This window comes from Streptomyces sp. SAJ15, from assembly GCF_007595705.1.
Classification (GTDB): Bacteria; Actinomycetota; Actinomycetes; order Streptomycetales; family Streptomycetaceae; genus Streptomyces.
On record NZ_NISY01000001.1, the window covers coordinates 954,710 to 977,237 of the forward strand.

Here is a 22,528-nt window from a genome sequence, read left to right on the forward strand (position 1 = left end):
GAAGCCTGAAGGGCTCTTCAGGTCGGGTTTGGCATCGTGGGCGCATGCGTTTGCTGATCGTGGAGGATGAGAAGCGGCTCGCGCTGTCCCTGGCCAGGGGGCTGACGGCCGAGGGCTTCGCCGTGGACGTGGCGCACGACGGGCTGGAAGGACTGCACCGCGCGGGCACGGGAACGTACGACCTGGTCGTCCTCGACATCATGCTGCCCGGCATGAACGGCTACCGGGTCTGCTCGGCGCTGCGCGCCGCCGGCCACGAGGTGCCGATCCTGATGCTGACCGCCAAGGACGGCGAGTACGACGAGGCCGAGGGGCTGGACACCGGGGCCGACGACTATCTCACCAAGCCGTTCTCGTACGTCGTGCTGCTGGCCCGGGTGCGCGCGCTGCTGCGCCGCCGCGGGCCCGGCGCCTCGCCCGTGCTGCGGCTGGGGCGGCTGGCGGTCGACCGCGGCGCCCGGCGGGTGGAGCGGGACGGGACGGCCGTGCCGCTGACCGCCAAGGAGTTCGCGGTCCTGGAGCAGCTGGCGGTGCGCCCCGGAGAGGTCGTCTCCAAGGCCGAGATCCTGGAGCACGTCTGGGACTTCGCCTACGAGGGGGACCCCAACATCGTCGAGGTCTACATCAGCGCCCTGCGCCGAAAGTTGGGGGCCGGGCTGATCGAGACCGTGCGCGGCGCCGGCTACCGGCTGGTGAGCGGTGGCTAGGTGGTTCGGCTCCGTCCGGGCGCGGGCCGCGCTCGGGGCGACGCTGGTGGTCGCCGTCGCCCTGGTCGCCGCCGGCCTGGCGGTGCTCGGGGTGCTCCGGGCCAACCTGCGCGACCAGACGCAGCTTCAGGCCCACGTCGACGCGCGACAGGTCGCCGCGCGGATCGCCACCGGCACCGCCTTCGACCGGCTCTCGCTGGACGAGGAGCCGCCGGTGCAGGTGGTGGACGAGTCGGGGCGGGTACGGGCGGTCAGCGAAGACCTGCAGACGATCGACGGGACCGGCAGCGCCTCCGTACGGCCCACGAGCGCGCCGCCGTCGCCGGCCGACGGGAACACCGGCCGCGATGACCGGGATGACCGCGACCGCGATGACGACGATGCCGACGACGACGAGGCGCCCACGGGCCCGGGGGAGATCTCCAAGAACGTGCGCTTCACCACCGGCTCCGCCGACGTGGACGGCGAGTCGGGTGACTACCGCTTCGCCGCGGTGCGCGCGGCCACGCCGGACGGGGTGGCGGTCACCGTCTACGCCGGGGCGCCGCTGGCCACCGAGCGGAACGCGGTCGGCTCGGTGCGCGACGCGATGCTCATCGGGCTGCCGCTGCTGCTGGCGGTGGTGGCGGCCGTGACCTGGCTGGTGACCCGGCGGGCGCTGCGGCCGGTCGAGGGGATCCGGCGCGAGATGGCCGCGATCACGGCGAGCACGGACCTGACGCGTCGGGTTCCGGAGCCGGAGGCGCGGGACGAGGTCGCGGCGCTGGCGCGCACCACCAACGAGACGCTGGCCGCGCTGGAGACGGCCGTGGAGCGGCAGCGGCGGTTCGTCGCCGACGCCTCCCACGAGCTGCGCTCGCCCATCGCGAGCCTGCGCACCCAGCTGGAGGTGGGGGCCGCGCACCCCGAGCTGCTGGACGTGGACGGGGCCGTGGAGGACGTGGTGCGGCTCCAGCGGCTGGCGGCCGACCTGCTGTTGCTGGCCCGGCTGGACGCCGGCGAGCGCCCGCCGCCGGCCGCCCGGGTGGCACTGGCCCAGCTGGTGCGCGAGGAGCTCGCCCAGCGTGTCGGCGACCGCGTTCCGGTACGCACCGGCGAGCTGCCCGGGGTGGAGGTCGCCGGCTCGCACAGCCAGCTCGCGCGCGTGCTGGGCAACCTGCTGGACAACGCCCAGCGGCATGCGCGGGGCGAGGTGCGGGTGGAGCTGCGGCGGGTGGCCGGCGAGCGGCCCGCGGTGGTGCTGTCGGTCGCCGACGACGGCGACGGCGTGCCGCCCGGCGACCGCGAGCGCGTCTTCGAGCGTTTCGTCCGGCTGGACGACGCGCGCGCCCGCGATGACGGCGGCGCCGGCCTCGGCCTGGCCATCGCCCGCGACGTCGCCCGCCGCCACGGCGGAGACCTCACGCTGCGCGAGTCCCCCACCGGTGGCGCCCTCTTCGAACTCCGCCTCCCCGAGGAGCCCTCCTGACCCAGCCCGGTCACCGCCCTCGGTCGCGGGGAGGACGGCGACGGCGGAGCCGGCCGCGGGAGCCGAGGGCTCTCATGCCGCGCCACCGAGCGGTGCGCAGGGTCGCGGGGCGGGCACGCCCCCGTATCCCGCCGCGACGGCGACCGGCCACGACGTCGGGGCCCGGCGGTGCCGAACGCCCCGTAGCGACCACGAGCCCGAGGGGGCACCCCTCACGTCGGCGCGCGAGGGGCACCCTGGCTCTCATGCCGCGCCACCGAGCGGTGCGCAGGGTCGCGGGGCGGGCACGCCCCCGCGTCCCGCCGCGACGGCGACCGGCCACGACGTCGGGGCCCGGCGGTGCCGAACGCCCCGTCGTAGCGACCACGAGCCCGAGGGGGCACCCCTCACGTCGGGGCGCGAGGGGCACCCCTCACCGGTCGTTCCGGTCGTGGCCGCCCACGGCGCGAGGCGGCTACCGCTGGTTGCGCAGGTGGTCCGCCACCGGCGTCAGCGACGCCCGCAGGGCCTGGAGGTCGGCGGGGTCCAGCAGGTCGATGAAGTGCCTGCGTACGGAGGCGACATGGTGCGGCGCGACCGTGCGCATGGTCTCCCAGCCGTGGTCGGTCAGCACGGCGTAGAGCCCTCGCCGGTCGGACTCGCAGTTCTCGCGGCGCACCAGACCGGCGTTCTCCATGCGGGTGATCTGGTGGGAGAGCCGGCTCTTGGACTGGAGGGTGGCCGCGGCGAGGTCGCTCATCCGCATCCGGTGGTCCTCGGACTCGGAGAGGTTGACCAGGATCTCGTAGTCGTTGTTGGTCAGACCGAATGGCTGGAGGTCACGTTCGAGCTGGTGCATCAACAGCCTGCTGACGTCCAGATGGGCACGCCACGCGCGCTGTTCGTCGTCGCTGAGCCAGCGTGTGCCGTTCTCGGTCTCCATAGGATGTATTCTACCTAGAGAAGTTGAATTTCGAACCAATGGATGTGTCGGACTAGAGGTCACTCGTTCGACGTTACACTCCGCACGCTATCGCTTACGAACCGGTACCCCCGCTCGCTCCCGTCGGCTGCTCCGGCATCACCGTTTCGCTGGACTGGAGCAGCACCGTACCCGCGCCGGTGAACTCGAACTGGTGCTCCTCGCCCGAGGCTCCACCCCATCCGGTGTGCGCGCGGACGCCGCCGAGGAAGCCCCGCAGGTACTGATGGTCGTAGTGGTGGCAGGGGGAGGGGCAGTCCGCCCAGCCGACCAGCGCCTGGGGATCCACCCGGATCGGCGGCTCGACGAAGACCACCGGGCCGTTGGAGGCCGCCACGAAGGTGCCGGTGCCGATGAGGGTGAGGAAGCCCGGCACGATGGACTGCTTGAGCGCCAGCGAGGTCTGGAAGGCCAGCAGGTTGCCGGAGCGGATGGTCAGGTTGCCGGCGTCGAGGTCGTAGGAGTTGACGTCGAACGCCCGGTCCGCGAGCACCATCTTGCCCCGCCCCTCGGCCACCACCCAGTCCGCGGCGTGCAGCGGTGAGTGGAAGCTGCCGGCGATCAGCCGGTCCAGCCGGCCGAGCCCCACCCCGTGGAAGTCGATCTGCCCGTAGTAGGCGATCATCTTCCCCTTCTGGAGGAACCACTGCCCGTCCAGCGCCACGCTGAAGGCGTACGGGTTGACGTTGTCGTTGGTCGGGAGCGAGTGCGCGTCGTGGATGACGGGACCGCTGACGGCCGGACCGCTCACAGCTTCTCCTCCGATGCCTGGACGTACACCGTGCCGGTGCCGGACAGCTCCAGTTGGAAGCCCTCGCCCGAGCCGCGACCCACCATCTCCCGCCAGCCGATCGCGGTCGAGAGCCGGTTGCGCACCTCGCCGCGGTGCGCGACGTACGCCTGCGGGTCGACGTGGACCGGGTGGCCCGGGGTGATCCCCAGTTCGATCACCCCGCCGTGCGCCATGACCGCCACCGAACCGTTGCCCTCCAGGGTGGTGGTGAACAGGCCCTGGCCGGTGACCTGACCGCGCACCATGCCCATCACCCCACCCTGCGCGCCCAGGAACACCGTGCCCTGGCGCAGCGTGCCGTCGAAGGCCAGCAGTCGGTCGGCCTCCACGTAGAGGGTCTCGCCCCACAGGTCGACGACGTGCACATGGTGGCCGCCGTGGCCGAACATCACCGTGCCGCTGCCCTCGACGACCATCAGCGGGGTCGCCTCGCCCGCGACCCGCCGCCCGATCATGCCCAGCACCCCGCCCTGGCCGCCGGTGACGCTGGGGGTGAACCGCACGTCCCCCTGGTAGGCCAGCATCGCGCCGCGCTGGCTGAACAGCTTCTGCCCCGGCGCCAGCCGCGCCTGGACCATCCGCGAGTTGAGCGCGGTGAAGGCCATCAGGTCTCGCCCCCGATCGTGTTCCGCTCGCTCGGCTGCACGTACACCAGGCCGTCCCCTTCGAAGCGGATCTGGAACGACTCGCCGGAGCCCTCGCCGATGACGGTGCGGAAGTTGACCCCGGACTGGAAGTGCTGCTTGAGGTTCCCGGTGTGCGCGATGTACGCGCCCGGGTCGACCTGGAGCGGGGTCTGCGGGGTGACCCGCAGCACCACCGCCGTGCCGTCGGAGACGATCGCCGCCTGGCCCGTCCCCTCGACGGTGGTGGTGAACAGGCCGTTGCCCTGGGAGGAACCGCGCAGCCCGGTGAAGGTGGTGCCGCTGCGCAGCGCCGCGTCCGCGCACAGCAGGTTGCTCGCCTCCACATGGAGCTTCTCCCCGCGCAGCGTCACCAGGTTGATCTCGCTCGCGCGGTCAGCGAAGTAGCAGGTGCCATGCCCCCTCACCTCCATGACGTCCATCTGCTCGCCGGTGAGCCGCCGCGTGACCATGCCGCGCAGCCCCTCACCTCCGCCGGTCTTCTTCTTGAAGGTCATCTCGCCCTCGTACGCGACCATGGATCCGTTCTTCGCCCGCACGGAGTCCCCGGTCATGTCGACGGCGAGCACCTTGCTCCCCTGGAGCCGAAACTGAGCCACGGATCCGACGGTAGACCCCCGGGCGGTGATCGTCGGGGTGGCTGCGACAATGGACCGAGCTTGTGAACCCAAGCACAAGCTCCCGTCCCTCGCCCCCCGCCACCGAAGGTGCCTGCTCCATGGACTTCAACACCGCCACCGCGCTGCGTCGGCTCCGACTGGTCTCCGCGCCCGAGGCCGTGTCCTTCCTGCTGCTGCTCGTCTGCTCGGTGCTCAAGCGCACCACCGAGTTCAACGCGGTGAGGCCGATGGGCTGGGTGCACGCCGTGCTGTTCGTCCTCTACGTGCTCTTCTGGCTGGACGCCTGGAACCGCACCAAGTGGTCGCTGAAGACCGCCGCGATCTACTTCGCGCTCGCCGTCCTGCCCGCCGGCGGCTTCTTCGCCGAGCGCATGCTGAAGCGCGAGGCCGAGGCCAGCGTGATCGCCGCCCGCGCCCGCAAGGAAGGGATCGTCAACGCATGATCGTCGCGTTCTCGGTCACCCCGCTGGGCGTCGGCGAGGACGTGGGGGAGTACGTCGCCGACGCGGTGCGCGTCGTCCGCGAGTCCGGGCTGCCGAACCGCACCGACGCGATGTTCACCTCCATCGAGGGCGAGTGGGACGAGGTCATGGACGTCGTCAAGCGCGCCGTCGCCGCCGTGGAGGCCCGCGCCCCGCGTGTCTCGGTCGTCCTGAAGGCCGACATCCGGCCGGGCGTCACCGACGGTCTGACCTCCAAGGTCGAAACGGTCGAACGACACCTGTCCGCGTAGCCGCCGCAGGCCACGTAGCCGACGGACGCGCCGCGCGTCCAACCACCCTCACTCGAACGGGTGGCCGCCCCCGGCGGCCACCCGTTCGGTGCTTTTCCGGTCCTACGGTCGTTCCCTCGTGGCCTGGCGATATCCAGGCGGGAGACACCTGGAGGAAGCTGATGCCGCGTACGTACTTCCCTGGCAGGGGCACACTCATCGAGCAGACCTTCCTGGAGGGCAAGGCCGAGGGATGGGCCAAGGGGCGGAAGGAGGAGCGCGCGCAGGCGATCCAGCGGGTGCTGGACCATCGGGGGATCCTCACCACCCCCGAACAGCGCAGGACCATCGCCGACTGCCCCGACCTGGAGCGTCTGGGGCGCTGGCTGGACCGCGCGCTCACCGTCTCCACGGTTGAGGATCTCTTCTGCGACGCGGACTGAGGTCACCGCCCGCGCGGGAGGGGCGGCATCTCGCCACGGTCCTTCCCGGGCGGGCCGAGTCCCGTCCATTTAGCGAGACTCAGCCGCCCGGCATATGACCGGCCGGTAGGGTCGTATCCGTGGCCAAACCGCTGAGTCTGCCCTTCGATCCCATCGCCCGCGCCGACGAGCTCTGGAAGCAGCGCTGGGGTGCCGTGCCGTCCATGGCCGCCATCACCTCGATCATGCGGGCGCAGCAGATCCTGCTGGCGCAGGTGGACGCGGTGGTCAAGCCGTACGGGCTGACCTTCCCCCGGTATGAGGCGCTGGTGCTGCTCACCTTCTCCAAGGCCGGGGAGCTTCCGATGTCCAAGATCGGCGAGCGGTTGATGGTGCACCCGACCTCGGTCACCAACACCGTCGACCGGCTGGTGAAGTCGGGCCTGGTGGATAAGCGGCCCAACCCCAACGACGGCCGCGGCACGCTCGCCTCGATCACCGAGAAGGGGCGTGAGGTCGTCGAGGCGGCCACCCGTGACCTGATGGAGATGAACTTCGGGCTCGGGGTGTACGACGACGAGGAGTGCGTGGAGATCTTCTCGATGCTGCGGCCACTGCGGATCGCGGCCGAGGACTTCACCGAGCGATGAGCGGGGGCGACCCGCTCGAAGATCGCGCAATTCGGGTCGTTACGCTCATCGGCATGAAGCAGAATGTGCTGACTCGCTACCGCGTGATGGCGTACGTCACCGCCGTGTGGCTGCTGGTGTTCACCGGCGCGATCATCTTGAAGTACGGCTTCGAGACCGGCGACACCATGGTGATCTCGCAGATCCACGGCGTGCTCTTCATCATCTACGTGATCTTCGCCTTCGATCTGGGCTCCAAGGCGAAGTGGCCGATGGGCAAGCTGCTCTGGGTGCTGCTCGTCGGCTGTATCCCGGTCGCCGCCTTCTTCGTCGAGCCGCGGGTGACCCGCGAGGTCAAGCCGCTGATCGAGACCGATTCCCCCCTGGTCGCCAAGGCCTGACCGCGGCTCGCGCCACACCGCCGTACACACGTACGGCGGTCAGCCATCGACATTTACTAGGACGTCCTAGTAAATTCGAAGGTATGGACGCTCACGCGATCGAAGAGGGCCGCCGGCGCTGGCAGGCTCGGTATGACTCCGCGCGCAAGCGCGACGCCGACTTCACTACGCTCTCCGGAGATCCCGTCGAGCCCGTCTACGGCCCCCCGCCGGGTGACTCCGTCGAGGGCTTCGAGCGGATCGGCTGGCCCGGTGAGTTCCCGTACACCCGTGGCCTGTATCCGACCGGCTACCGGGGCCGGACCTGGACCATCCGCCAGTTCGCCGGCTTCGGCAACGCCGAGCAGACCAACGAGCGCTACAAGATGATCCTGGCCGCGGGCGGCGGCGGCCTCTCGGTGGCCTTCGACATGCCGTCCCTCATGGGCCGGGACTCCGACGACCCCCGCTCGCTGGGCGAGGTCGGCCACTGCGGCGTCGCCATCGACTCGGCCGCCGACATGGAGGTCCTGTTCAAGGACATCCCGCTGGGCGACGTCACCACCTCGATGACGATCTCCGGGCCGGCGGTGCCGGTGTTCTGCATGTACCTGGTCGCCGCCGAGCGGCAGGGTGTGGACCCCTCCGTGCTCAACGGCACCCTCCAGACCGACATCTTCAAGGAGTACATCGCGCAGAAGGAGTGGCTCTTCCCGCCCGAGCCGCACCTGCGCCTGATCGGCGACCTGATGGAGCACTGCGCCGCGGGCATCCCGGCGTACAAGCCGCTCTCGGTCTCCGGCTACCACATCCGCGAGGCGGGCGCCACGGCCGCGCAGGAGCTGGCCTACACCCTCGCCGACGGCTTCGGCTATGTGGAGCTGGGCCTCTCCCGCGGCCTGGACGTGGACGTCTTCGCCCCCGGCCTGTCCTTCTTCTTCGACGCGCACGTCGACTTCTTCGAGGAGATCGCCAAGTTCCGCGCGGCCCGTCGGATCTGGGCCCGCTGGATGCGGGACGTGTACGGCGCGAAGAGCGAGAAGGCCCAGTGGCTGCGCTTCCACACCCAGACGGCCGGCGTGTCGCTCACCGCGCAGCAGCCGTACAACAACGTGGTCCGCACCGCCGTCGAGGCGCTGGCCGCCGTCCTGGGCGGCACCAACTCGCTGCACACCAACGCCCTGGACGAGACCCTCGCCCTCCCCAGCGAGCAGGCCGCCGAGATCGCGCTGCGCACCCAGCAGGTGCTGATGGAGGAGACCGGCGTCATCAACGTCGCCGACCCGCTGGGCGGCTCCTGGTACGTGGAGGCGCTGACCGACCGGATCGAGGCCGACGCCGAGAAGATCTTCGACCAGATCAAGGAGCGCGGCCGGCGCGCGGTGCCGGACGGGCAGCACCCCATCGGCCCGATGACCTCCGGCATCCTCCAGGGCATCGAGGACGGCTGGTTCACCGGCGAGACCGCCGAGTCCGCCTTCCGCTACCAGCAGGCGCTGGAGAAGGGCGAGAAGAAGGTCGTCGGCGTCAACTGCCACCACGGCTCGGTCACCGGCGACCTGGAGATCCTCCGGGTCAGCCACGAGGTGGAGCGGGAGCAGGTGCGGGTGCTGGCGGCCCGCAAGGCGGCCCGCGACGACGCCCGGGTGGAGGCCGCGCTGAAGGACATGGTGGCCGCGGCCCGGGACGGCTCGAACATGATCGCGCCGATGCTGGACGCGGTCCGCGCCGAGGCCACGCTCGGCGAGATCTGCGGCGCCCTGCGCGAGGAGTGGGGCGGCTACACGGAGCCGGCCGGCTTCTGAGGCTCAGCCCGCCGCGGGGTCGTCGCCCCCGCGCTCCGCGGCGGGGTCGTTCGCCGTCGTGGCGGGGTCGGCCCCCGCCGCGGCGGCGAGCCCGTGGATGAGGAGGGTGGCGAAGGCCCGCACCCACTCCTCGTCCACCCGCTCCGCGCTGACCATCGCGCGGTGCACCACGGCCCCCGCGATCACATCGAAGATGAGGTCGACGGTGCGGGCGGAGACCTCGGGGGACTCCTCGCGCGGCAGCTCGCCGCGCGCCTGGGCGCGCTCCCGACCGAGCAGAACCAGACACTTCTGACGCTCGACCAGGGCGGTGCGGATCCGCTGCCGCAGGTCCTCGTCCCGGGTGGCCTCGGCCACCACCGCCATCAGCGCCATGCCGGTCTCCGGGCGCTCCAGCAGCGCGGCGAACTGCAGCACCACGGCCTCGATGTCGGCCTGCAGGCTGCCGAGGTCGGGCAGGTCCAGGTTCTCCTCGAAGACCGCGGCGACCGCGTCCACCACCAGCTCGTGCTTGCTCGCCCAGCGGCGGTACAGCGTGGTCTTGGCGACTCCGGCGCGCGCCGCCACATCGCCCATGGTCAACTTGGACCAGCCGAGCTCCACCAGCGCGGCGCGGGTCGCCTCCAGGATGGCCCGGTCGGCCTCGGCGCTGCGAGGGCGGCCGGGGCGTGCGGAGCCGGGGCGCGGGGCGGACGGGGTCATGGCCGTGACGATACCCGTCAGTAGCTCAGCTGCCGCCGGCCGGAATCCGTGAGGCAGATCACCGAGGCGGGGGCGCGCGCGGGGCCGGGTTGCAGTTACGCTACGGCTCGTAGCGTAAGAGCGACAGCCACTGGCGCCGGGTGGGGACCCGGCGCAGCAACTTCGTCTTGCCCGGATAGCGACCTCGCACGCCCGCGTGGGACCTATCGCGTGTACCGACGTACCGACCGCACTTTTGCCGCACTTTTCCGAAGACCGCGCGGAAGGGGGAGGATGTACTCATGCAGCCACGGAACATGTCCATGAGTGGAGTGGTCGACCTCGCCGCGGTGAAGGCGGCCGGGGAAGCGAAGCAGAAGGCGGAGCAGGCGCGCGCCGCCGCCGCGCGCAACGGCGTCTCCGCCGCCCCCTCCCGTCTGGTGATCGACGTCGACGAGGCGAGCTTTCAGCAGGAGGTCCTGCAGCGCTCCACCGAGGTCCCGGTCGTCATCGACTTCTGGGCGGAGTGGTGCGAGCCGTGCAAGCAGCTCGGTCCGGTGCTGGAGCGGCTCGCCCAGGAGTACGCCGGGCGGTTCGTGCTCACCAAGATCGACGTCGACGCCAACCAGATGCTCTTCCAGCAGTTCGGCGTGCAGGGCATCCCCGCGGTCTTCGCGGTGGTGGCCGGCCAGCCGCTGCCCCTCTTCCAGGGCGCCGCGCCCGAGGGCCAGATCCGTCAGGTGCTGGACCAGCTGATCGCCGCCGCCGAGCAGCAGTTCGGCATCGTCGGAGTGCCGGTCGACCCGGACGCGCAGGGCGCCGAGCCGACCGCCCCGGCGCGGCCGGCCGGCCCGCACGACGGCGCGCTCTCCGCCGCGCACGACGCGCTGGACGCCGGTGATCTGAGCGGCGCCGTGCGGGCGTACCAGAACGTGCTCGTCGACGACCCCGGCAATGCCGAGGCCGCGTTGGGTCTGGCCCAGGCCCAACTGCTGGAGCGCGTGCAGGGGATGGACCCGCAGGCGGTCCGCACCGCGGCCGCCGACCGTCCGACCGACGCGGCGGCGCAGCTCGCCGCCGCCGACCTCGACCTGGTGGGAGGCCATGTGGAGGACGCCTTCGGGCGGTTGGTCGACACCGTGCGGCGCACCGCGGGCGAGGACCGCGAGCGGGCGCGGCTGCATCTGCTGGAGCTGTTCGAGGTGATCGGAGCGGATGACCCGCGCGTGGTCACCGCCCGTAGCGCGCTGGCCCGCGTCCTGTTCTGACCGCGACGTCTCCACACCGTACGGCGGCCGCGCTTTACCAAAACTTGGTAATCGCGGCCGCTGTTACTGGCAGTAAATAACTGCCTCCTCTTTATGGGTTCTTGAGGTATATCTCCCCATCTTTCCCGCGTTGCTCCGGCGACCCTGTGTGTCCACTCTCCAGGGCGCCGACGGAGTCCGGTTATCCGTTCGTTACTCGCTAGTAATGAACCCCTTGTGCCTCAGCCGGGAATGGACCACGATCGGCCAAGCTCGGTCCATCCCCGACGCCCGGCAGCCGGTCGGCGCGGCGGTGCGGTGGGTCCCCACCGGGCGAGGCCGGCGGCAGTGGCGCCGGCCTTGGACAGGGGGGTCTCTGCCAGGACGGCAGGGCCTGTCCAGCAGGTTGCGCGAGAGCGTGGCCAGTGGTTGTCGCTCGGGGGTGATCGCCGGCGATGTCGGGTGCGTTCGGGCATCCGAGGTCCGGGCGCTCTCCTTCCCGAGGACGTAGCACTTCTCCCATCCCAGGCCGGAGGCCATGGCGGCCCCCGGCCGGAGATGTACGTCCGAGAAGGAGGACAGTTATGCAGTCCGTGGCTCGTGGCGGGACCAGATGGAAGCGGTTCGCCGTCGTCATGGTTCCGAGCGTTGCGGCGACGGCCGCGATCGGTGTCGCCGTGGCCCAGGGCGCGCTCGCGGCGTCGTTCAGCGTGTCCGGCCAGAACTTCAAGGTCTCCGCCGGTCAGCTGGAAGGCCGGGGCTTCGTCCAGTACGGAGCGCTGGAGACGCAGCACGGCGGCAAGAAGATCCCGGTCGCGGTCTCCGCGTTCAAGAGCGCTGAGATCAGGGACCTGTGCCAGTCGGTGGTCATTCCGGTTCCGCTCTTCGGCGATGTGTCGCTGAAGCTGTCGGCCGGCACCAACGGCAAGAAGGTCGAGGCGAAGAACCTCTACATCGACCTCGACCAGCTCGACGCGGACGCCACGTTCCGGAACATCAACATCGGTGTGGCGGCTGCCGACTCCACCAAGGGTCCCGGCATCAACAAGGGTGACGCCGCCCTTCCCAACGGATTCGCTCAGGAAGCCGACGAGGTCTCGCTGAGCGACGTCAAGCAGACCGCCTGGGCGACCAGCGCGGGCACCTTCAAGCTCTCCGGTCTCTCGCTGAAGGTCAGCAAGGGCAAGCACGAGTGCTTCTGATGCGTTGAGCGCGGGTGGGGGGTCGTCTTCACCGCCCCTCACCCTGCCCCGCTCGCGCCATCGTCCGTCACGAACATCTTCCGACCGTCCAGATCGCCAGCCCCAGGGAGCTGTTTTCGATGAGTGCCGAGTCGCCGGGGGCGCGTAACCACTCGATCCAGTGGCGTCAGTCGTTCCGGGAGTGGCGCTGGCAGCGCCCGTTCTGGGCAGGGGTGCTGACCGTCCTGGGCGGGCTGCCGATCGCGTACCTCCCGTATCACAACCTCACCTTCGGGCAGTTGCAGTTCCGGATCGGCACCACGACCGGATCCGCGTCACTGATCATCGGTGTGCTGCTGGTGGTGCTGGGCCTCAGCATGTGGTTCCAACCCGCCGTACGGGTCTTCGCCGGGGTCGCCTCGATCCTGCTCGGCCTGGTCTCGTTGGTCGTCTCCAACTTCGGCGGGCTCGTCGTGGGCTTCCTCTTCGCCCTGTTCGGGGGCGGCATGAGCGTCGCCTGGGAGCCGGGCGAGGCGTCCGGTGGGCAGCCGGCCAAGGGACGGCGGCGTGCCCCGAAGGGGACCGCGGACGGCGTGGGCGACGCGAACGACGCGAAGGACGCTGACGGCGTGGCGAGATTCGAGGGCCCGAACGGCACCGACGGCGTGGACGACAAGGGCGCCGAGGACGGTGAGAACACGCCGGAACCGGCCGGGGCCGGGACCGCGCCGGAGCAGGAGACCATGAATGGGAGGCACCGTGCGGGGTGATGAGGAGCGGGAGGCCGACGCCGGCAAACCGCGCCGCACGAGAACAGGACCGCGCCACGCGGCTCCGAAGAGGTCGGTCCTCACCCGGCTGCAGATGCCCGCGGGCAAGGCGATCGCCCTGGCGGCGATGCCGACGGCCGTGCTCATGGGCATGGGGCTGACCCCCCAGCTCGCCAGCGCCGACCCCCGGGCGCAGGACTTCAAGCCGGGTCCGTGCGTGACCCAGCCGGACGAGGCGGGGGACGAGCAGGACAAGGACAAGGACCAGGACAAGAACCAGGACGAGAGCCAGGACCGGGACCGGGGCAAGGACACCGAGGACCCCAAGGGCGAGGAGCCCGGGACTCCGGAGAGCCCCGACGGCGAGAAGCCCCGGGACCCCGCCGGCGGCGACCGGGACGACCAGGGTCGGGACGACACCGGCCGGGACGAGGAGAAGCCGGGCGACGAGGACACCGGCGACACGGGCCAGGACGGCACCACGCCCGCGCCCGACCCGACCGGCGACGACACCACGCCGAAGCCGGCCCCGACCGGACCGACCGACCCCGCGGACGAGGCGACGGAGTCTCCCGACCCCGTCGAGACCGACCCCGAGAGCCCGTTGGACCCGCTCGATCCGCTCGACCCGCTGGGCCTCGGCGACCCGCTGGAGGACGCCCTCAACGGCGAGGACGACGAACACGCGGGTCAGCCGGGACAGGACGGCACCGAGCCAGGCTCGGACTCCACCGACCCCACCGCGGACCCGACCGACAAGGCCGGGGACTCGGCCGCGGACACCGCCGACGAGGCGAAGGACGAGGCCGAGGACAAGGCGGCGGACCGGGCCGAGAAGGACGAGGACCCGGGCGACGAACCGAGCGACGGGACCTCGCCCGCCCCGTCCCCGACCACCACCCCGAGCTCGGACTCCACCCCGACCCCCGACCCGTCCCCGAAGCCGGGCGACGGCGCCGAGGACGAGGGCGAGGAGTCGTACCCCTGTCCGACCTACGACGCCGAGGCGTACGAGAACGCGCCGACGGAGCCGACCGCCAGCCTGCTGCCGGACGAGCCGTGGACGCTCAAGACGTCCAGGCTCGGCCTGCACGGGCTCGCCTACGACGGCATCGTCGAGGTGAAGACGTACAGCGGGAAGGTCAAGAAGGTCCTGAAGTTCACCGCCAAGGGCGTCGACATCAAGGACCTGCACCAGCTGGTGAAGGGCCCGGGCGGGACCACCACGCATGTGGCGGGCCGCGAGGGCAGCACCTCCACGATCCGCAACGGCACGGTGACGATGTACACCGAGGAGCTGAGCGGCAAGCTGCTGGGGATCATCCCGGTCACCTTCTCGCCCAAGGCTCCGCCGCCGCTGACCCTCCCCGAGCTGTTCTTCACCGAGGTCACGGTGGTGCAGGCGGGACAGTTCGGCGGGGACCTGACCATTCCGGGAATGCGCCTCTACCAGACCGAGGGGTGAGCCACCGCTCGTCCGTCCGGGAGCCGCGCGGAAAGGCGTCGGGCCCGTCCCCCGTGAGAGGGGACGGGCCCGACGCCGTGGCGTGCCGCGGCGGTTACCGGCCGCCGCCCAGGTGGTGCACCCGGACCATGTTGGTGGTGCCGGGGATGCCGGGGGGCGAGCCGGCGGTGATGATCATGGTGTCGCCCTCGGTGTAACGGTTGAGCTTGAGCAGCTCGGCGTCGACCAGGTCGACCATGCCGTCGGTGTTCTCCACATACGGAACCACGAAGGACTCCACGCCCCAGCTGAGCGTCAGCTGGTTGCGGGTGGACTCGTCGGTGGTGAACGCCAGGATCGGCTGCTGGGCGCGGTAGCGGGACAGTCGGCGGGCGGTGTCACCGGACTTGGTGAACGCCACGAGCGACTTGGCGCCCAGGAAGTCGGCGATCTCGCAGGCCGCGCGGGCCACCGAGCCGCCCTGGGTGCGCGGCTTCTTGCCCGGGACCAGCGGCTGGAGGCCCTTGGAGAGCAGCTCCTCCTCGGCCGCCTGGACGATCTTCGACATGGTCTTGACCGTCTCGATCGGGTACTGGCCGACCGAGGACTCGGCGGACAGCATCACCGCGTCCGCGCCGTCCAGGATGGCGTTGGCCACGTCGGACGCCTCGGCGCGGGTCGGCCGGGAGTTGGTGATCATCGACTCCATCATCTGGGTCGCCACGATCACCGGCTTGGCGTTGCGGCGGCACAGCTCGATGAGCCGCTTCTGCACCATCGGGACCTTCTCCAGCGGGTACTCCACCGCCAGGTCGCCGCGGGCCACCATCACACCGTCGAAGGCCATGACGACCTCCTCCATGTTGGCGACCGCCTGCGGCTTCTCGACCTTGGCGATCACCGGCACCCGGCGGCCCACCTGGTCCATGACCCGGTGCACGTCGCGCACGTCGGCGGCGTCCCGCACGAAGGAGAGCGCGACCATGTCGCAGCCCATCCGCAGGGCGAAGGTCAGGTCCTCGACGTCCTTCTCGGACAGCGCCGGGACGTTCACCGCCGCGCCGGGCAGGTTGATGCCCTTGTGGTCGGAGATCACCCCGCCCTCGATGACGATCGTCCGCACCTGCGGGCCCTCGACCGCGGTGACCCGCAGCTCGACGTTGCCGTCGTTGATCAGGATCTGGTCGCCCTTGGCGACGTCGCCCGGCAGGCCCTTGTAGGTGGTGCCGCAGATCGTCTTGTCACCCGGGACGTCCTCGGTGGTGATGGTGAACTCGTCACCGCGCACCAGCTCGACCGGGCCCTCGGCGAAGGTCTCCAGTCGGATCTTCGGGCCCTGGAGGTCGGCGAGCACGCCGACCGCGTGACCGGTCTCCGCGGACGCCTTACGGAGCCGGTGGTAGCGCTCCTCGTGCTCCGAGTGGGTCCCGTGGCTCATGTTGAAGCGGGCCACGTTCATGCCGGCCTCGATCAGCGTCTTCAGCTGCTCGAAGGAGTCGACGGCGGGGCCCAGGGTGCAGACGATTTTGGAACGGCGCATGAGGCGGATCCTATCGGGTTTGTTTCGGGGCGGAATATTCGAGCTGTAGGAAAACCCAATGATCAGGCGCTGGCCTCGGTGACCAGCTGGAACGTCTGAGTGGCGATCTCCAGCTCCTCGTCGGTGGGCACCACCGCGACCGCCACCCGGCTCTCGTCGGCGGAGATCAGCCGCGCCGAGGAGCCCCGGATGGCGTTGCGCACCGGGTCCACCTCGATGCCGAAGGCGTCCAGGCCGCGCAGCGCCGCCTCCCGGACGGCCGCCGAGTTCTCGCCGACGCCCGCGGTGAAGGCGACGGCGTCCACCCGGCCCAGCACCGCCGCGTAGGCGCCGACGTACTTGCGCAGCCGGTGGATGTAGATGTCGAAGGCCAGCTGGGCGGCGGCGTCGCCCTCGCCGATGCGGCGGCCGATCTCCCGCATGTCGTTGTCGCCGCACAGGCCGAGCAGCCCGCTGCGCTTGTTCAGCAGGGCGTCGATCTCGTCGGTGGACAGCCCGCCGACCCGCGCCAGATGGAAGATGGCGGCCGGGTCCAGGTCGCCCGAGCGGGTGCCCATGACCAGGCCCTCCAGCGGGGTCAGGCCCATGGAGGTGTCCACGCACTCCCCGCCGCGCACCGCGGAGGCGCTGGCGCCGTTGCCCAGGTGCAGCACGATCGTGTTGACCTCGGACGGGTCCTTGTCCAGCAGCCGGGCGGTGGCCCGCGAGACATACGCGTGCGAGGTGCCGTGGAAGCCGTAGCGACGCACCCCGTACCGGTCGGCGGTCTCGGTGTCGATCGCGTACCGCGCGGCCGACTCCGGCATGGTCGAGTGGAAGGCGGTGTCGAAGACCGCGACCTGCGGCAGGTCGGGGCGGAGCCCGCGGGCCACCTTGATCCCGGAGATGTTGGCCGGGTTGTGCAGCGGGGCCAGCGGCACCAGCTTCTCGATCTCCTCGACCACCTCGTCGGTGATCAGCGTCGGCTCGGTGAACCGGGTGCCGCCGTGCACCACCCGGTGGCCGACCGCGGCCAGCGCCGGCGAGTCGAGGCCGAGGCCCTGGCCCGCGAGCTCGGTGGCGACCTGCTTGAGGGCGGCCTCGTGGTCGGCGACCGGTCCCTCACCGATGCGCTCGACGAGCCCCGACGCCAGCCGGGAGCCGTCGGCCATGTCCAGGAGCTGGTACTTCAGCGAGGAGGAGCCGGAGTTGAGGACGAGGACTCGGGAGCCGTTCACGCGGTCTGCGCCTTCTGTGCGGGGTCCGCCGGGGCGGCGGGGGACGTCGGGGTCTGGGCCTGGATGGCGGTGATCGCCACGGTGTTGACGATGTCCTGGACGAGGGCGCCGCGGGACAGGTCGTTGACCGGCTTGCGCAGGCCCTGGAGGACCGGGCCGACCGCGACCGCGCCCGCCGAGCGCTGCACGGCCTTGTAGGTGTTGTTGCCGGTGTTGAGGTCCGGGAAGATCAGGACCGTGGCCTTGCCGGCGACCTCGGAGTCGGGCAGCTTGGTCGCCGCGACCGCCGCGTCCACCGCCGCGTCGTACTGGATCGGGCCCTCGACCAGCAGGTCCGGGCGGCGCTGCCGCACCAGCTCGGTGGCGGCGCGCACCTTGTCCACGTCCGCGCCGGAGCCGGAGGTGCCGGTGGAGTACGACAGCATCGCGATCCGCGGCTCGACGCCGAACTGGGCCGCGGTGGTCGCCGACTGGATGGCGATGTCGGCGAGCTGCTCGGCGTTCGGGTCCGGGTTGACCGCGCAGTCGCCGTAGACCAGCACCCGGTCGGCCAGGCACATGAAGAAGACCGAGGAGACGATCTGCGCGCCCGGCGCCGTCTTGATGATCTCGAAGGCGGGCCGGATGGTGGCGGCGGTGGAGTGCACCGCGCCGGAGACCATGCCGTCGGCCAGGCCCTCCTGCACCATCAGGGTGCCGAAGTAGGAGACGTCGGCGACGATGTCGTACGCCAGCTCGTAGGAGACGCCCTTGTGGGCGCGCAGCTTGGCGTAGAGCTCGGCGAACCGCTCGCGCAGCGGGGAGGTCTGCGGGTCGATGATCTGCGCCTCGGCCAGCTCGATGCCCAGCTCGCCGGCGCGCTTGCGGATCGCGTCCTGGTCGCCCAGCAGCGTCAGGTCGCACACGTCGCGGCGCAGCAGCACATCGGCGGCGCGCAGCACCCGCTCCTCGGAGCCCTCGGGCAGCACCACCCGGCGCCGGCCGGAGCGGGAGCGCTCGATCAGCTCGTGTTCGAACATCATCGGCGTGACCCGGCTGGACCGGGCGACGGAGATGCGGTTGGTCAGCTCGGCGGTGTCCACATGCCGTTCGAACAGACCCAGCGCGGTCTCCGCCTTGCGCGGCGTGCCGGCGTGCAGCTTGCCCTCCAGGGCGAACAGCTGCTCGGCGGTGGGGAAGCTCTTCCCGGGCACCGACACCACCGGGGTGCCGGGGGCGAGCCGCGAGGCGAGCGCCAGGATGTCGGCGCCCGGCCGCTCGTCCAGGGTCAGCAGCACGCCGGCGATCGGCGGGGCGCCGGCGCTGTGCGCGGCGAGCGCGCCGACGATCAGGTCAGCGCGGTCGCCGGGGGTCACCACCAGGCAGCCGTCGGTCAGCGCGGGCAGGAAGGTGGGCAGCATGGCGCCGCCGAAGACGAAGTCGCGCACGTCGCGGGAGAGCCCGGCGTCGTCGCCCAGCAGCACCTCGGCGCCGAGGGTGCGCACCACCTGGGAGACGGTGGGCGCGGAGAGCGACGCGTCCTCGGGAAGCACGTAGCAGGGCACGGGCAGCCGCGCGGCCAGCCGCTCGGCGATGGCGGTGCGGTCGGCGGGGACGACCCGGTTGACCACCAGCGCCACCACGTCGCAGCCCTGGGCCTCGTAGGCGCGGTAGGCGTTGCGCGCCTCGGCCCGCACCGACTCCGCGCTCTGGTCCTGGCCGCCGACGACGGCGATCACCGAGGCGCCGAACTCGTTGGCCAGTCGGGCGTTGAGGCCCAGCTCGTCGGGGAGGCTGGTGGCGGCGTAGTCGCTGCCCAGCACCAGTACGTACTCGTAGTCGCGGGCCACCTCGTGGAAGCGGCCGACGAGCTGGGCGACCAGCTCGTCGGTGCCGCGCTCGGCCTGGAGCGCGGCGGCCTCCTCGTAGCTCATGCCGTACGCGCTCTCCGGGGCCTGGCTCAGCCGGTAGCGCGCCCGCAGCAGGTCGAACAGGCGGTCGGGGTTGTCGTGGACGAGGGGGCGGAAGACACCGACCCTGTCCACATGGCGGGTGAGGAGCTCCATGACTCCCAGCTCCACGACCTGGCGCCCGTCGCCACGGTCGATCCCGGTCACGTACACGCTGCGCGTCACGCGTGCTCTCCGATCCGTCTGTCTGCTTCCACTGCGGGCAGGTCCGGGTGGCGCGGCCACGGTGGATGGCCGCAACTCAGGAAGATGCCTGAAAAAACCACGATGGATGGGCCCTGCCCTCTTGACAATACCTGCGCCCGTAGATAGAGCGCTCGCCAGGTCAGGGGGACGCGGCACGGCCCGGCCCGTGAAACAATCGGACTGGATCAGTCCGTACCAGTCGGCAGCAGGAGACAGAGCACGATGCGCATCGGAGTCCTCACCGCAGGCGGCGACTGCCCCGGCCTCAACGCTGTGATCCGGTCGGTCGTGCACCGCGCGGTAGCCGGTCACGGGGACGAGGTCATCGGCTTCGAGGACGGCTTCAAGGGGCTCCTGGAGGGGCGGCACCGCAAGCTCGACCTCGACGCGGTCAGCGGCATCCTGGCCCGCGGCGGCACCATCCTCGGCTCCTCCCGCCTGGAGCGCGCCCGACTGCGCGAGGCGTGCGAGACCTCCAAGGAGCTCGCCCGCGACTACGGCATCGACGTGCTCATCCCCATCGGCGGTGAGGGCACGCTGACCGCCGCCAGCATGCTCGCGGCCTCCGGCCTGCCGATCGTCGGCGTGCCGAAGACCATCGACAACGACATCTCGGCCACCGACCGCACCTTCGGCTTCGACACCGCGGTCGGCGTGGCCACCGACGCCATCGACCGGCTCAAGACCACCGCCGAGTCGCACCAGCGGGTCATGGTCGTCGAGGTCATGGGCCGGCACGCGGGCTGGATCGCCCTGGAGTCCGGCATGGCCGCCGGCGCGCACGCGATCTGCCTGCCGGAGCGCCCGTTCGACCCGGCCGACCTGTGCAAGATGGTCGAGGAGCGGTTCGCCCGCGGCAAGAAGTTCGCCGTCATCTGCGTCGCCGAGGGCGCGCACCCCGCCGAGGGGACGATGGACTACCAGAAGGGCGAGATCGACCAGTACGGCCACGAGCGCTTCGCCGGCATCGGCAACCGGCTCGCGGTCGAGCTGGAGCGGCGCCTGGGCAAGGAGGCCCGCCCGGTCATCCTCGGCCACGTCCAGCGCGGCGGCACCCCGACCGCGTACGACCGGGTGCTCGCGACCCGCTTCGGCTGGCACGCCGTGGAGGCCGCGCACCGCGGCGAGTTCGGCATGATGACGGCGCTGCGCGGCACGGACATCGTGATGGTGCCGATCGGGGACGCGGTGACCGAGCTCAAGCGGGTGCCGGCGGACCGGATGCACGAGGCGGAGTCTGTGTTCTAGGAGCTTCGTAGGAACGTACGTACCGGGCCCACGGATCGGATCCCGCACGGTCAGCCGGCGGCGTCGATCCGGTCCCAGAAGTGTTCCACGATGTGGTCGAGGAAGGCCCGCGCGTCGGCGGCGGCGTTGTCGGCGGTGGCGCCGCGCACCAGGGTGGCCGCCATCCGGGCCTGGTAGTCGCCGTGCAGGGACTTCAGGGCCTGCTCGATGCGTGGCTTGGGGAGCGGTACCAGCTTGGCGACCTTGCGCACATAAGCCTGCCAACGGGTGTCCACCGCCGAGCGGAGCAGCCCGGCGAGCGCCTCGTCGCGCCCGGTGACCTGGAAGAAGGCGCGCAGCGGAAGCTTGAGCACCTCGGCGAGGTTGGCGGCCTGGCCGTCGTTCCCGGTCCAGACCCCGGAGCTCTCCATCCGCTCGTACTCGTACGGGTCCATGCCGATGCGCATGGCCAGGTCGGCCGGTGCGATGCCCTGGGCCACCCGGTGCTCGCGCAGCGTGCCGGGTGCTCCGAGGAGGTCTCCGGGCGCGCACCACAGCGCCCCCGCCAGTGCCATCAGCTCGTTCTCGTCGGGGAACGCCTCCCCCAACTCCCAGGCGGCGACGGTCGCCGGTGACACCCGTAGCCCGTAGGCGGCCTGGATGCCGTACGAGACGTGCGCGTGCGTCATCCCCAACGCCTCGCGCAGCCGACGGGCGGCTGTTGGATCAAACGACGTACTTCTGGGCTCTTCCGGTATGGACGGATGCACAAGCGCACCGTAGCGGCAGAGGGTTACACATGCATGACAAATGACTGAGTTGGTATCCAGTCGTTTCGGCAACTGACTGAAGTCGACCGGGGTGATGGGTTCCCGGCCTCAACCCTTGACGGCGCCCCCGAGCGCGAAGCCGCTGCCCAGCCGCCGGGCGATCAGCACGTACAGCAGCACCACCGGCGTGGAGTAGAGGATCGAGAAGGCGGCGAGCTGCCCGTAGGCGACCGAGCCGTGGTTGCCGAAGAAGGTGAAGACGCTGACCGAGGCGGGCAGTTGATCAGGCGTCAGGAGCAGCATGAACGGCACGAAGAAATTGCCCCACATCATGATGAAGCTGTAGATCGTCACCACCGCGACCCCGGGCCCCATCAGCGGCAGGATCACCCGCGCCAGCGACTGCGCCCAGGACGCCCCGTCCGTCCACGCCGCCTCCTCCAGCGCGACCGGCACCCCGTCCATGAAGTTCTTCATCAGCCAGATCGCGAAGGGCAGTTGGGTCGCGGCCAGGAACAGCGCCGTTCCGTACAGCGTGTCGATCAGGTCCGTCTGGACGAACAGCCCGTAGACCGGAACCATGAGCGCTGTGATCGGCAGACAGGTGCTGAACACGATCGTCAGCAGATACGGTCGCACCAGGCGCGAGCGGAACCGCGACAGCGGGTAGGCGGCCAGCGCCGCGCAGCCGACGGTCACCACCGCGGCGCCCCCGCACAGCAGCAGGCTGTTGACCATGGGGGTGAACGTGATCTCGTCCGTCCACACCGCCGAGAAGTTGTCGAGCGTGGGCGAGCCGGGCGCGGCCACCCGCAGCGTCGCCTCCGCGTCCACGGACGCCAGCAGCAGCCAGACCAGCGGGAGCGCGAACGCCCCGGCCGTCACCAGCAGCGCGACATCGGCGGCCAGGCGGCGGCGGGCACGGCGGCTGAGGGCGGGTCTCGAGCGCATGACACCTCCGGACGGAGTGAGGCCGGAAGACCATGAAACCGCCGGACGGCGCGGGCGAGAAGCCCGGCGGCACCGGGCGACGAGAACCGTCACCGCGTGGGTGCGCACGTCGTGACCCGACGAGTCCGCGTTTCGGGTCCGTGGTGGCGAGGACCCGCCAACTTTCGTACCTCCGGGCCGGAATCGCTTGCGCGGTGCCGGTTGCCATACACATAGTGACGGGG

Annotated in this window: 23 protein-coding genes; 13 read left to right on the forward strand and 10 right to left on the reverse strand. The window is 71.1% G+C overall.

Annotation, left to right across the window (positions count from 1 at the left end; genetic code table 11):
• Positions 1-44: 44 nt before the first annotated feature.
• Complete coding sequence (locus tag CD790_RS04225) at positions 45-707, forward strand: response regulator transcription factor (protein WP_144381578.1); 663 nt, start codon at positions 45-47, stop codon at positions 705-707.
• A complete protein-coding gene (locus CD790_RS04230; RefSeq protein WP_144381579.1) occupies positions 700-2,175 on the forward strand; it encodes a HAMP domain-containing sensor histidine kinase in 1,476 nt (491 codons plus the stop codon). The genes CD790_RS04225 and CD790_RS04230 overlap by 8 nt, the downstream gene beginning before the upstream one ends.
• 454 nt (positions 2,176-2,629) lie before the next feature.
• On the opposite strand, the gene CD790_RS04235 is transcribed toward CD790_RS04230, so the two are convergent.
• From CD790_RS04235 to CD790_RS04250, 4 genes are all read right to left on the reverse strand, one after another.
• A complete protein-coding gene (locus CD790_RS04235) occupies positions 2,630-3,097 on the reverse strand; it encodes a MarR family winged helix-turn-helix transcriptional regulator (RefSeq protein WP_144381580.1) in 468 nt (155 codons plus the stop codon).
• A 94-nt stretch (positions 3,098-3,191) separates the two neighbouring features.
• Positions 3,192-3,887, reverse strand: coding sequence for an AIM24 family protein (locus CD790_RS04240; RefSeq protein WP_144381581.1), 696 nt, complete (start codon positions 3,885-3,887; stop codon positions 3,192-3,194).
• Positions 3,884-4,534 (reverse strand): AIM24 family protein, encoded by a 651-nt coding sequence (locus tag CD790_RS04245; protein WP_144381582.1) that lies wholly within the window; start codon positions 4,532-4,534, stop codon positions 3,884-3,886. Before CD790_RS04245 ends, CD790_RS04240 begins: the two co-directional genes overlap by 4 nt.
• Complete coding sequence (locus tag CD790_RS04250; RefSeq protein WP_144381583.1) at positions 4,534-5,172, reverse strand: AIM24 family protein; 639 nt, start codon at positions 5,170-5,172, stop codon at positions 4,534-4,536. The genes CD790_RS04245 and CD790_RS04250 overlap by 1 nt, the downstream gene beginning before the upstream one ends.
• Before the next feature lie 119 nt (positions 5,173-5,291).
• On the opposite strand from CD790_RS04250, the gene CD790_RS04255 reads away from it, so the two are divergent.
• The 6 genes from CD790_RS04255 to CD790_RS04280 all read left to right on the forward strand — a co-directional run bounded on the left by CD790_RS04255 (position 5,292) and on the right by CD790_RS04280 (position 9,141).
• Positions 5,292-5,636, forward strand: a complete 345-nt coding sequence (locus CD790_RS04255; protein WP_144381584.1) for a DUF3817 domain-containing protein — start codon at positions 5,292-5,294, stop codon at positions 5,634-5,636.
• Positions 5,633-5,926, forward strand: coding sequence for an MTH1187 family thiamine-binding protein (locus CD790_RS04260; protein ID WP_014176340.1), 294 nt, complete (start codon positions 5,633-5,635; stop codon positions 5,924-5,926). Before CD790_RS04255 ends, CD790_RS04260 begins: the two co-directional genes overlap by 4 nt.
• A gap of 161 nt (positions 5,927-6,087) precedes the next feature.
• Positions 6,088-6,348, forward strand: a complete 261-nt coding sequence (locus CD790_RS04265) for a hypothetical protein (RefSeq protein WP_144381585.1) — start codon at positions 6,088-6,090, stop codon at positions 6,346-6,348.
• A 119-nt stretch (positions 6,349-6,467) separates the two neighbouring features.
• Positions 6,468-6,977 carry a MarR family winged helix-turn-helix transcriptional regulator gene (locus CD790_RS04270; protein WP_144381586.1) on the forward strand — a complete coding sequence of 170 codons (510 nt, stop codon included), beginning with the start codon at positions 6,468-6,470 and terminating at the stop codon, positions 6,975-6,977.
• 53 nt (positions 6,978-7,030) lie between these two features.
• Positions 7,031-7,357 (forward strand): DUF3817 domain-containing protein, encoded by a 327-nt coding sequence (locus CD790_RS04275; RefSeq protein WP_186318857.1) that lies wholly within the window; start codon positions 7,031-7,033, stop codon positions 7,355-7,357.
• 83 nt (positions 7,358-7,440) lie between these two features.
• Positions 7,441-9,141: a methylmalonyl-CoA mutase gene (locus tag CD790_RS04280; protein WP_144381587.1), complete on the forward strand. Its 1,701-nt coding sequence runs from the start codon at positions 7,441-7,443 to the stop codon at positions 9,139-9,141.
• A gap of 3 nt (positions 9,142-9,144) precedes the next feature.
• Here the strand turns inward: CD790_RS04280 and CD790_RS04285 are convergent, their stop codons facing one another.
• Positions 9,145-9,843, reverse strand: a complete 699-nt coding sequence (locus CD790_RS04285) for a TetR/AcrR family transcriptional regulator (protein WP_144381588.1) — start codon at positions 9,841-9,843, stop codon at positions 9,145-9,147.
• Between the two features lie 281 nt (positions 9,844-10,124).
• Between CD790_RS04285 and CD790_RS04290 the strand changes: the two genes are divergently transcribed.
• From CD790_RS04290 to CD790_RS04310, 4 genes are all read left to right on the forward strand, one after another.
• The gene (locus tag CD790_RS04290; protein ID WP_144381589.1) at positions 10,125-11,090 is read left to right on the forward strand and encodes a tetratricopeptide repeat protein; all 966 of its coding nucleotides are present in this window, start codon (positions 10,125-10,127) and stop codon (positions 11,088-11,090) included.
• 563 nt (positions 11,091-11,653) lie between these two features.
• Entirely contained in the window at positions 11,654-12,271 is a 618-nt protein-coding gene (locus CD790_RS04300) for a DUF6230 family protein (protein WP_144381590.1), read from the forward strand.
• Between the two features lie 119 nt (positions 12,272-12,390).
• Positions 12,391-13,020, forward strand: a complete 630-nt coding sequence (locus CD790_RS04305) for a DUF6114 domain-containing protein (protein WP_144381591.1) — start codon at positions 12,391-12,393, stop codon at positions 13,018-13,020.
• Positions 12,998-14,485 carry a hydrogenase expression protein HypF gene (locus CD790_RS04310; RefSeq protein ID WP_144381592.1) on the forward strand — a complete coding sequence of 496 codons (1,488 nt, stop codon included), beginning with the start codon at positions 12,998-13,000 and terminating at the stop codon, positions 14,483-14,485. Before CD790_RS04305 ends, CD790_RS04310 begins: the two co-directional genes overlap by 23 nt.
• 94 nt (positions 14,486-14,579) lie before the next feature.
• On the opposite strand, the gene pyk is transcribed toward CD790_RS04310, so the two are convergent.
• The 3 genes from pyk to pta form a co-directional block, all read right to left on the reverse strand.
• Entirely contained in the window at positions 14,580-16,004 is a 1,425-nt protein-coding gene (pyk, locus tag CD790_RS04315) for a pyruvate kinase (RefSeq protein ID WP_144381593.1), read from the reverse strand.
• Positions 16,005-16,066: 62 nt separating this feature from the next.
• The gene (locus CD790_RS04320; protein WP_144381594.1) at positions 16,067-17,221 is read right to left on the reverse strand and encodes an acetate kinase; all 1,155 of its coding nucleotides are present in this window, start codon (positions 17,219-17,221) and stop codon (positions 16,067-16,069) included.
• Positions 17,218-19,335 carry a phosphate acetyltransferase gene (gene pta, locus CD790_RS04325; RefSeq protein WP_144381595.1) on the reverse strand — a complete coding sequence of 706 codons (2,118 nt, stop codon included), beginning with the start codon at positions 19,333-19,335 and terminating at the stop codon, positions 17,218-17,220. The genes CD790_RS04320 and pta overlap by 4 nt, the downstream gene beginning before the upstream one ends.
• A gap of 243 nt (positions 19,336-19,578) precedes the next feature.
• Between pta and CD790_RS04330 the strand changes: the two genes are divergently transcribed.
• Positions 19,579-20,604, forward strand: a complete 1,026-nt coding sequence (locus CD790_RS04330) for an ATP-dependent 6-phosphofructokinase (RefSeq protein ID WP_144381596.1) — start codon at positions 19,579-19,581, stop codon at positions 20,602-20,604.
• Positions 20,605-20,654: 50 nt separating this feature from the next.
• On the opposite strand, the gene CD790_RS04335 is transcribed toward CD790_RS04330, so the two are convergent.
• On the reverse strand, positions 20,655-21,272 hold the full coding sequence (locus CD790_RS04335; RefSeq protein ID WP_260867307.1) for a helix-turn-helix transcriptional regulator: 618 nt from the start codon (positions 21,270-21,272) through the stop codon (positions 20,655-20,657).
• Positions 21,273-21,461: 189 nt separating this feature from the next.
• Positions 21,462-22,304 carry a carbohydrate ABC transporter permease gene (locus CD790_RS04340; RefSeq protein ID WP_144381598.1) on the reverse strand — a complete coding sequence of 281 codons (843 nt, stop codon included), beginning with the start codon at positions 22,302-22,304 and terminating at the stop codon, positions 21,462-21,464.
• Positions 22,305-22,528: the final 224 nt, after the last annotated feature.

Bases quoted from the DNA above. Each gene is read 5' to 3' on its own strand.
- CD790_RS04225 (WP_144381578.1), top strand. From the start codon at position 45: ATGCGTTTGCTGATCGTGGAGGATGAGAAGCGGCTCGCGCTGTCCCTG.
- CD790_RS04235 (WP_144381580.1), bottom strand. From the start codon at position 3,097: ATGGAGACCGAGAACGGCACACGCTGGCTCAGCGACGACGAACAGCGC.
- CD790_RS04245 (WP_144381582.1), bottom strand. From the start codon at position 4,534: ATGGCCTTCACCGCGCTCAACTCGCGGATGGTCCAGGCGCGGCTGGCG.
- CD790_RS04255 (WP_144381584.1), top strand. From the start codon at position 5,292: ATGGACTTCAACACCGCCACCGCGCTGCGTCGGCTCCGACTGGTCTCC.
- CD790_RS04260 (WP_014176340.1), top strand. From the start codon at position 5,633: ATGATCGTCGCGTTCTCGGTCACCCCGCTGGGCGTCGGCGAGGACGTG.
- CD790_RS04265 (WP_144381585.1), top strand. From the start codon at position 6,088: ATGCCGCGTACGTACTTCCCTGGCAGGGGCACACTCATCGAGCAGACC.
- CD790_RS04275 (WP_186318857.1), top strand. From the start codon at position 7,031: ATGAAGCAGAATGTGCTGACTCGCTACCGCGTGATGGCGTACGTCACC.
- CD790_RS04280 (WP_144381587.1), top strand. From the start codon at position 7,441: ATGGACGCTCACGCGATCGAAGAGGGCCGCCGGCGCTGGCAGGCTCGG.
- CD790_RS04285 (WP_144381588.1), bottom strand. From the start codon at position 9,843: ATGACCCCGTCCGCCCCGCGCCCCGGCTCCGCACGCCCCGGCCGCCCT.
- CD790_RS04290 (WP_144381589.1), top strand. From the start codon at position 10,125: ATGCAGCCACGGAACATGTCCATGAGTGGAGTGGTCGACCTCGCCGCG.
- CD790_RS04300 (WP_144381590.1), top strand. From the start codon at position 11,654: ATGCAGTCCGTGGCTCGTGGCGGGACCAGATGGAAGCGGTTCGCCGTC.
- CD790_RS04305 (WP_144381591.1), top strand. From the start codon at position 12,391: ATGAGTGCCGAGTCGCCGGGGGCGCGTAACCACTCGATCCAGTGGCGT.
- CD790_RS04310 (WP_144381592.1), top strand. From the start codon at position 12,998: ATGGGAGGCACCGTGCGGGGTGATGAGGAGCGGGAGGCCGACGCCGGC.
- pyk (WP_144381593.1), bottom strand. From the start codon at position 16,004: ATGCGCCGTTCCAAAATCGTCTGCACCCTGGGCCCCGCCGTCGACTCC.
- CD790_RS04330 (WP_144381596.1), top strand. From the start codon at position 19,579: ATGCGCATCGGAGTCCTCACCGCAGGCGGCGACTGCCCCGGCCTCAAC.
- CD790_RS04335 (WP_260867307.1), bottom strand. From the start codon at position 21,272: ATGACGCACGCGCACGTCTCGTACGGCATCCAGGCCGCCTACGGGCTA.
- CD790_RS04340 (WP_144381598.1), bottom strand. From the start codon at position 22,304: ATGCGCTCGAGACCCGCCCTCAGCCGCCGTGCCCGCCGCCGCCTGGCC.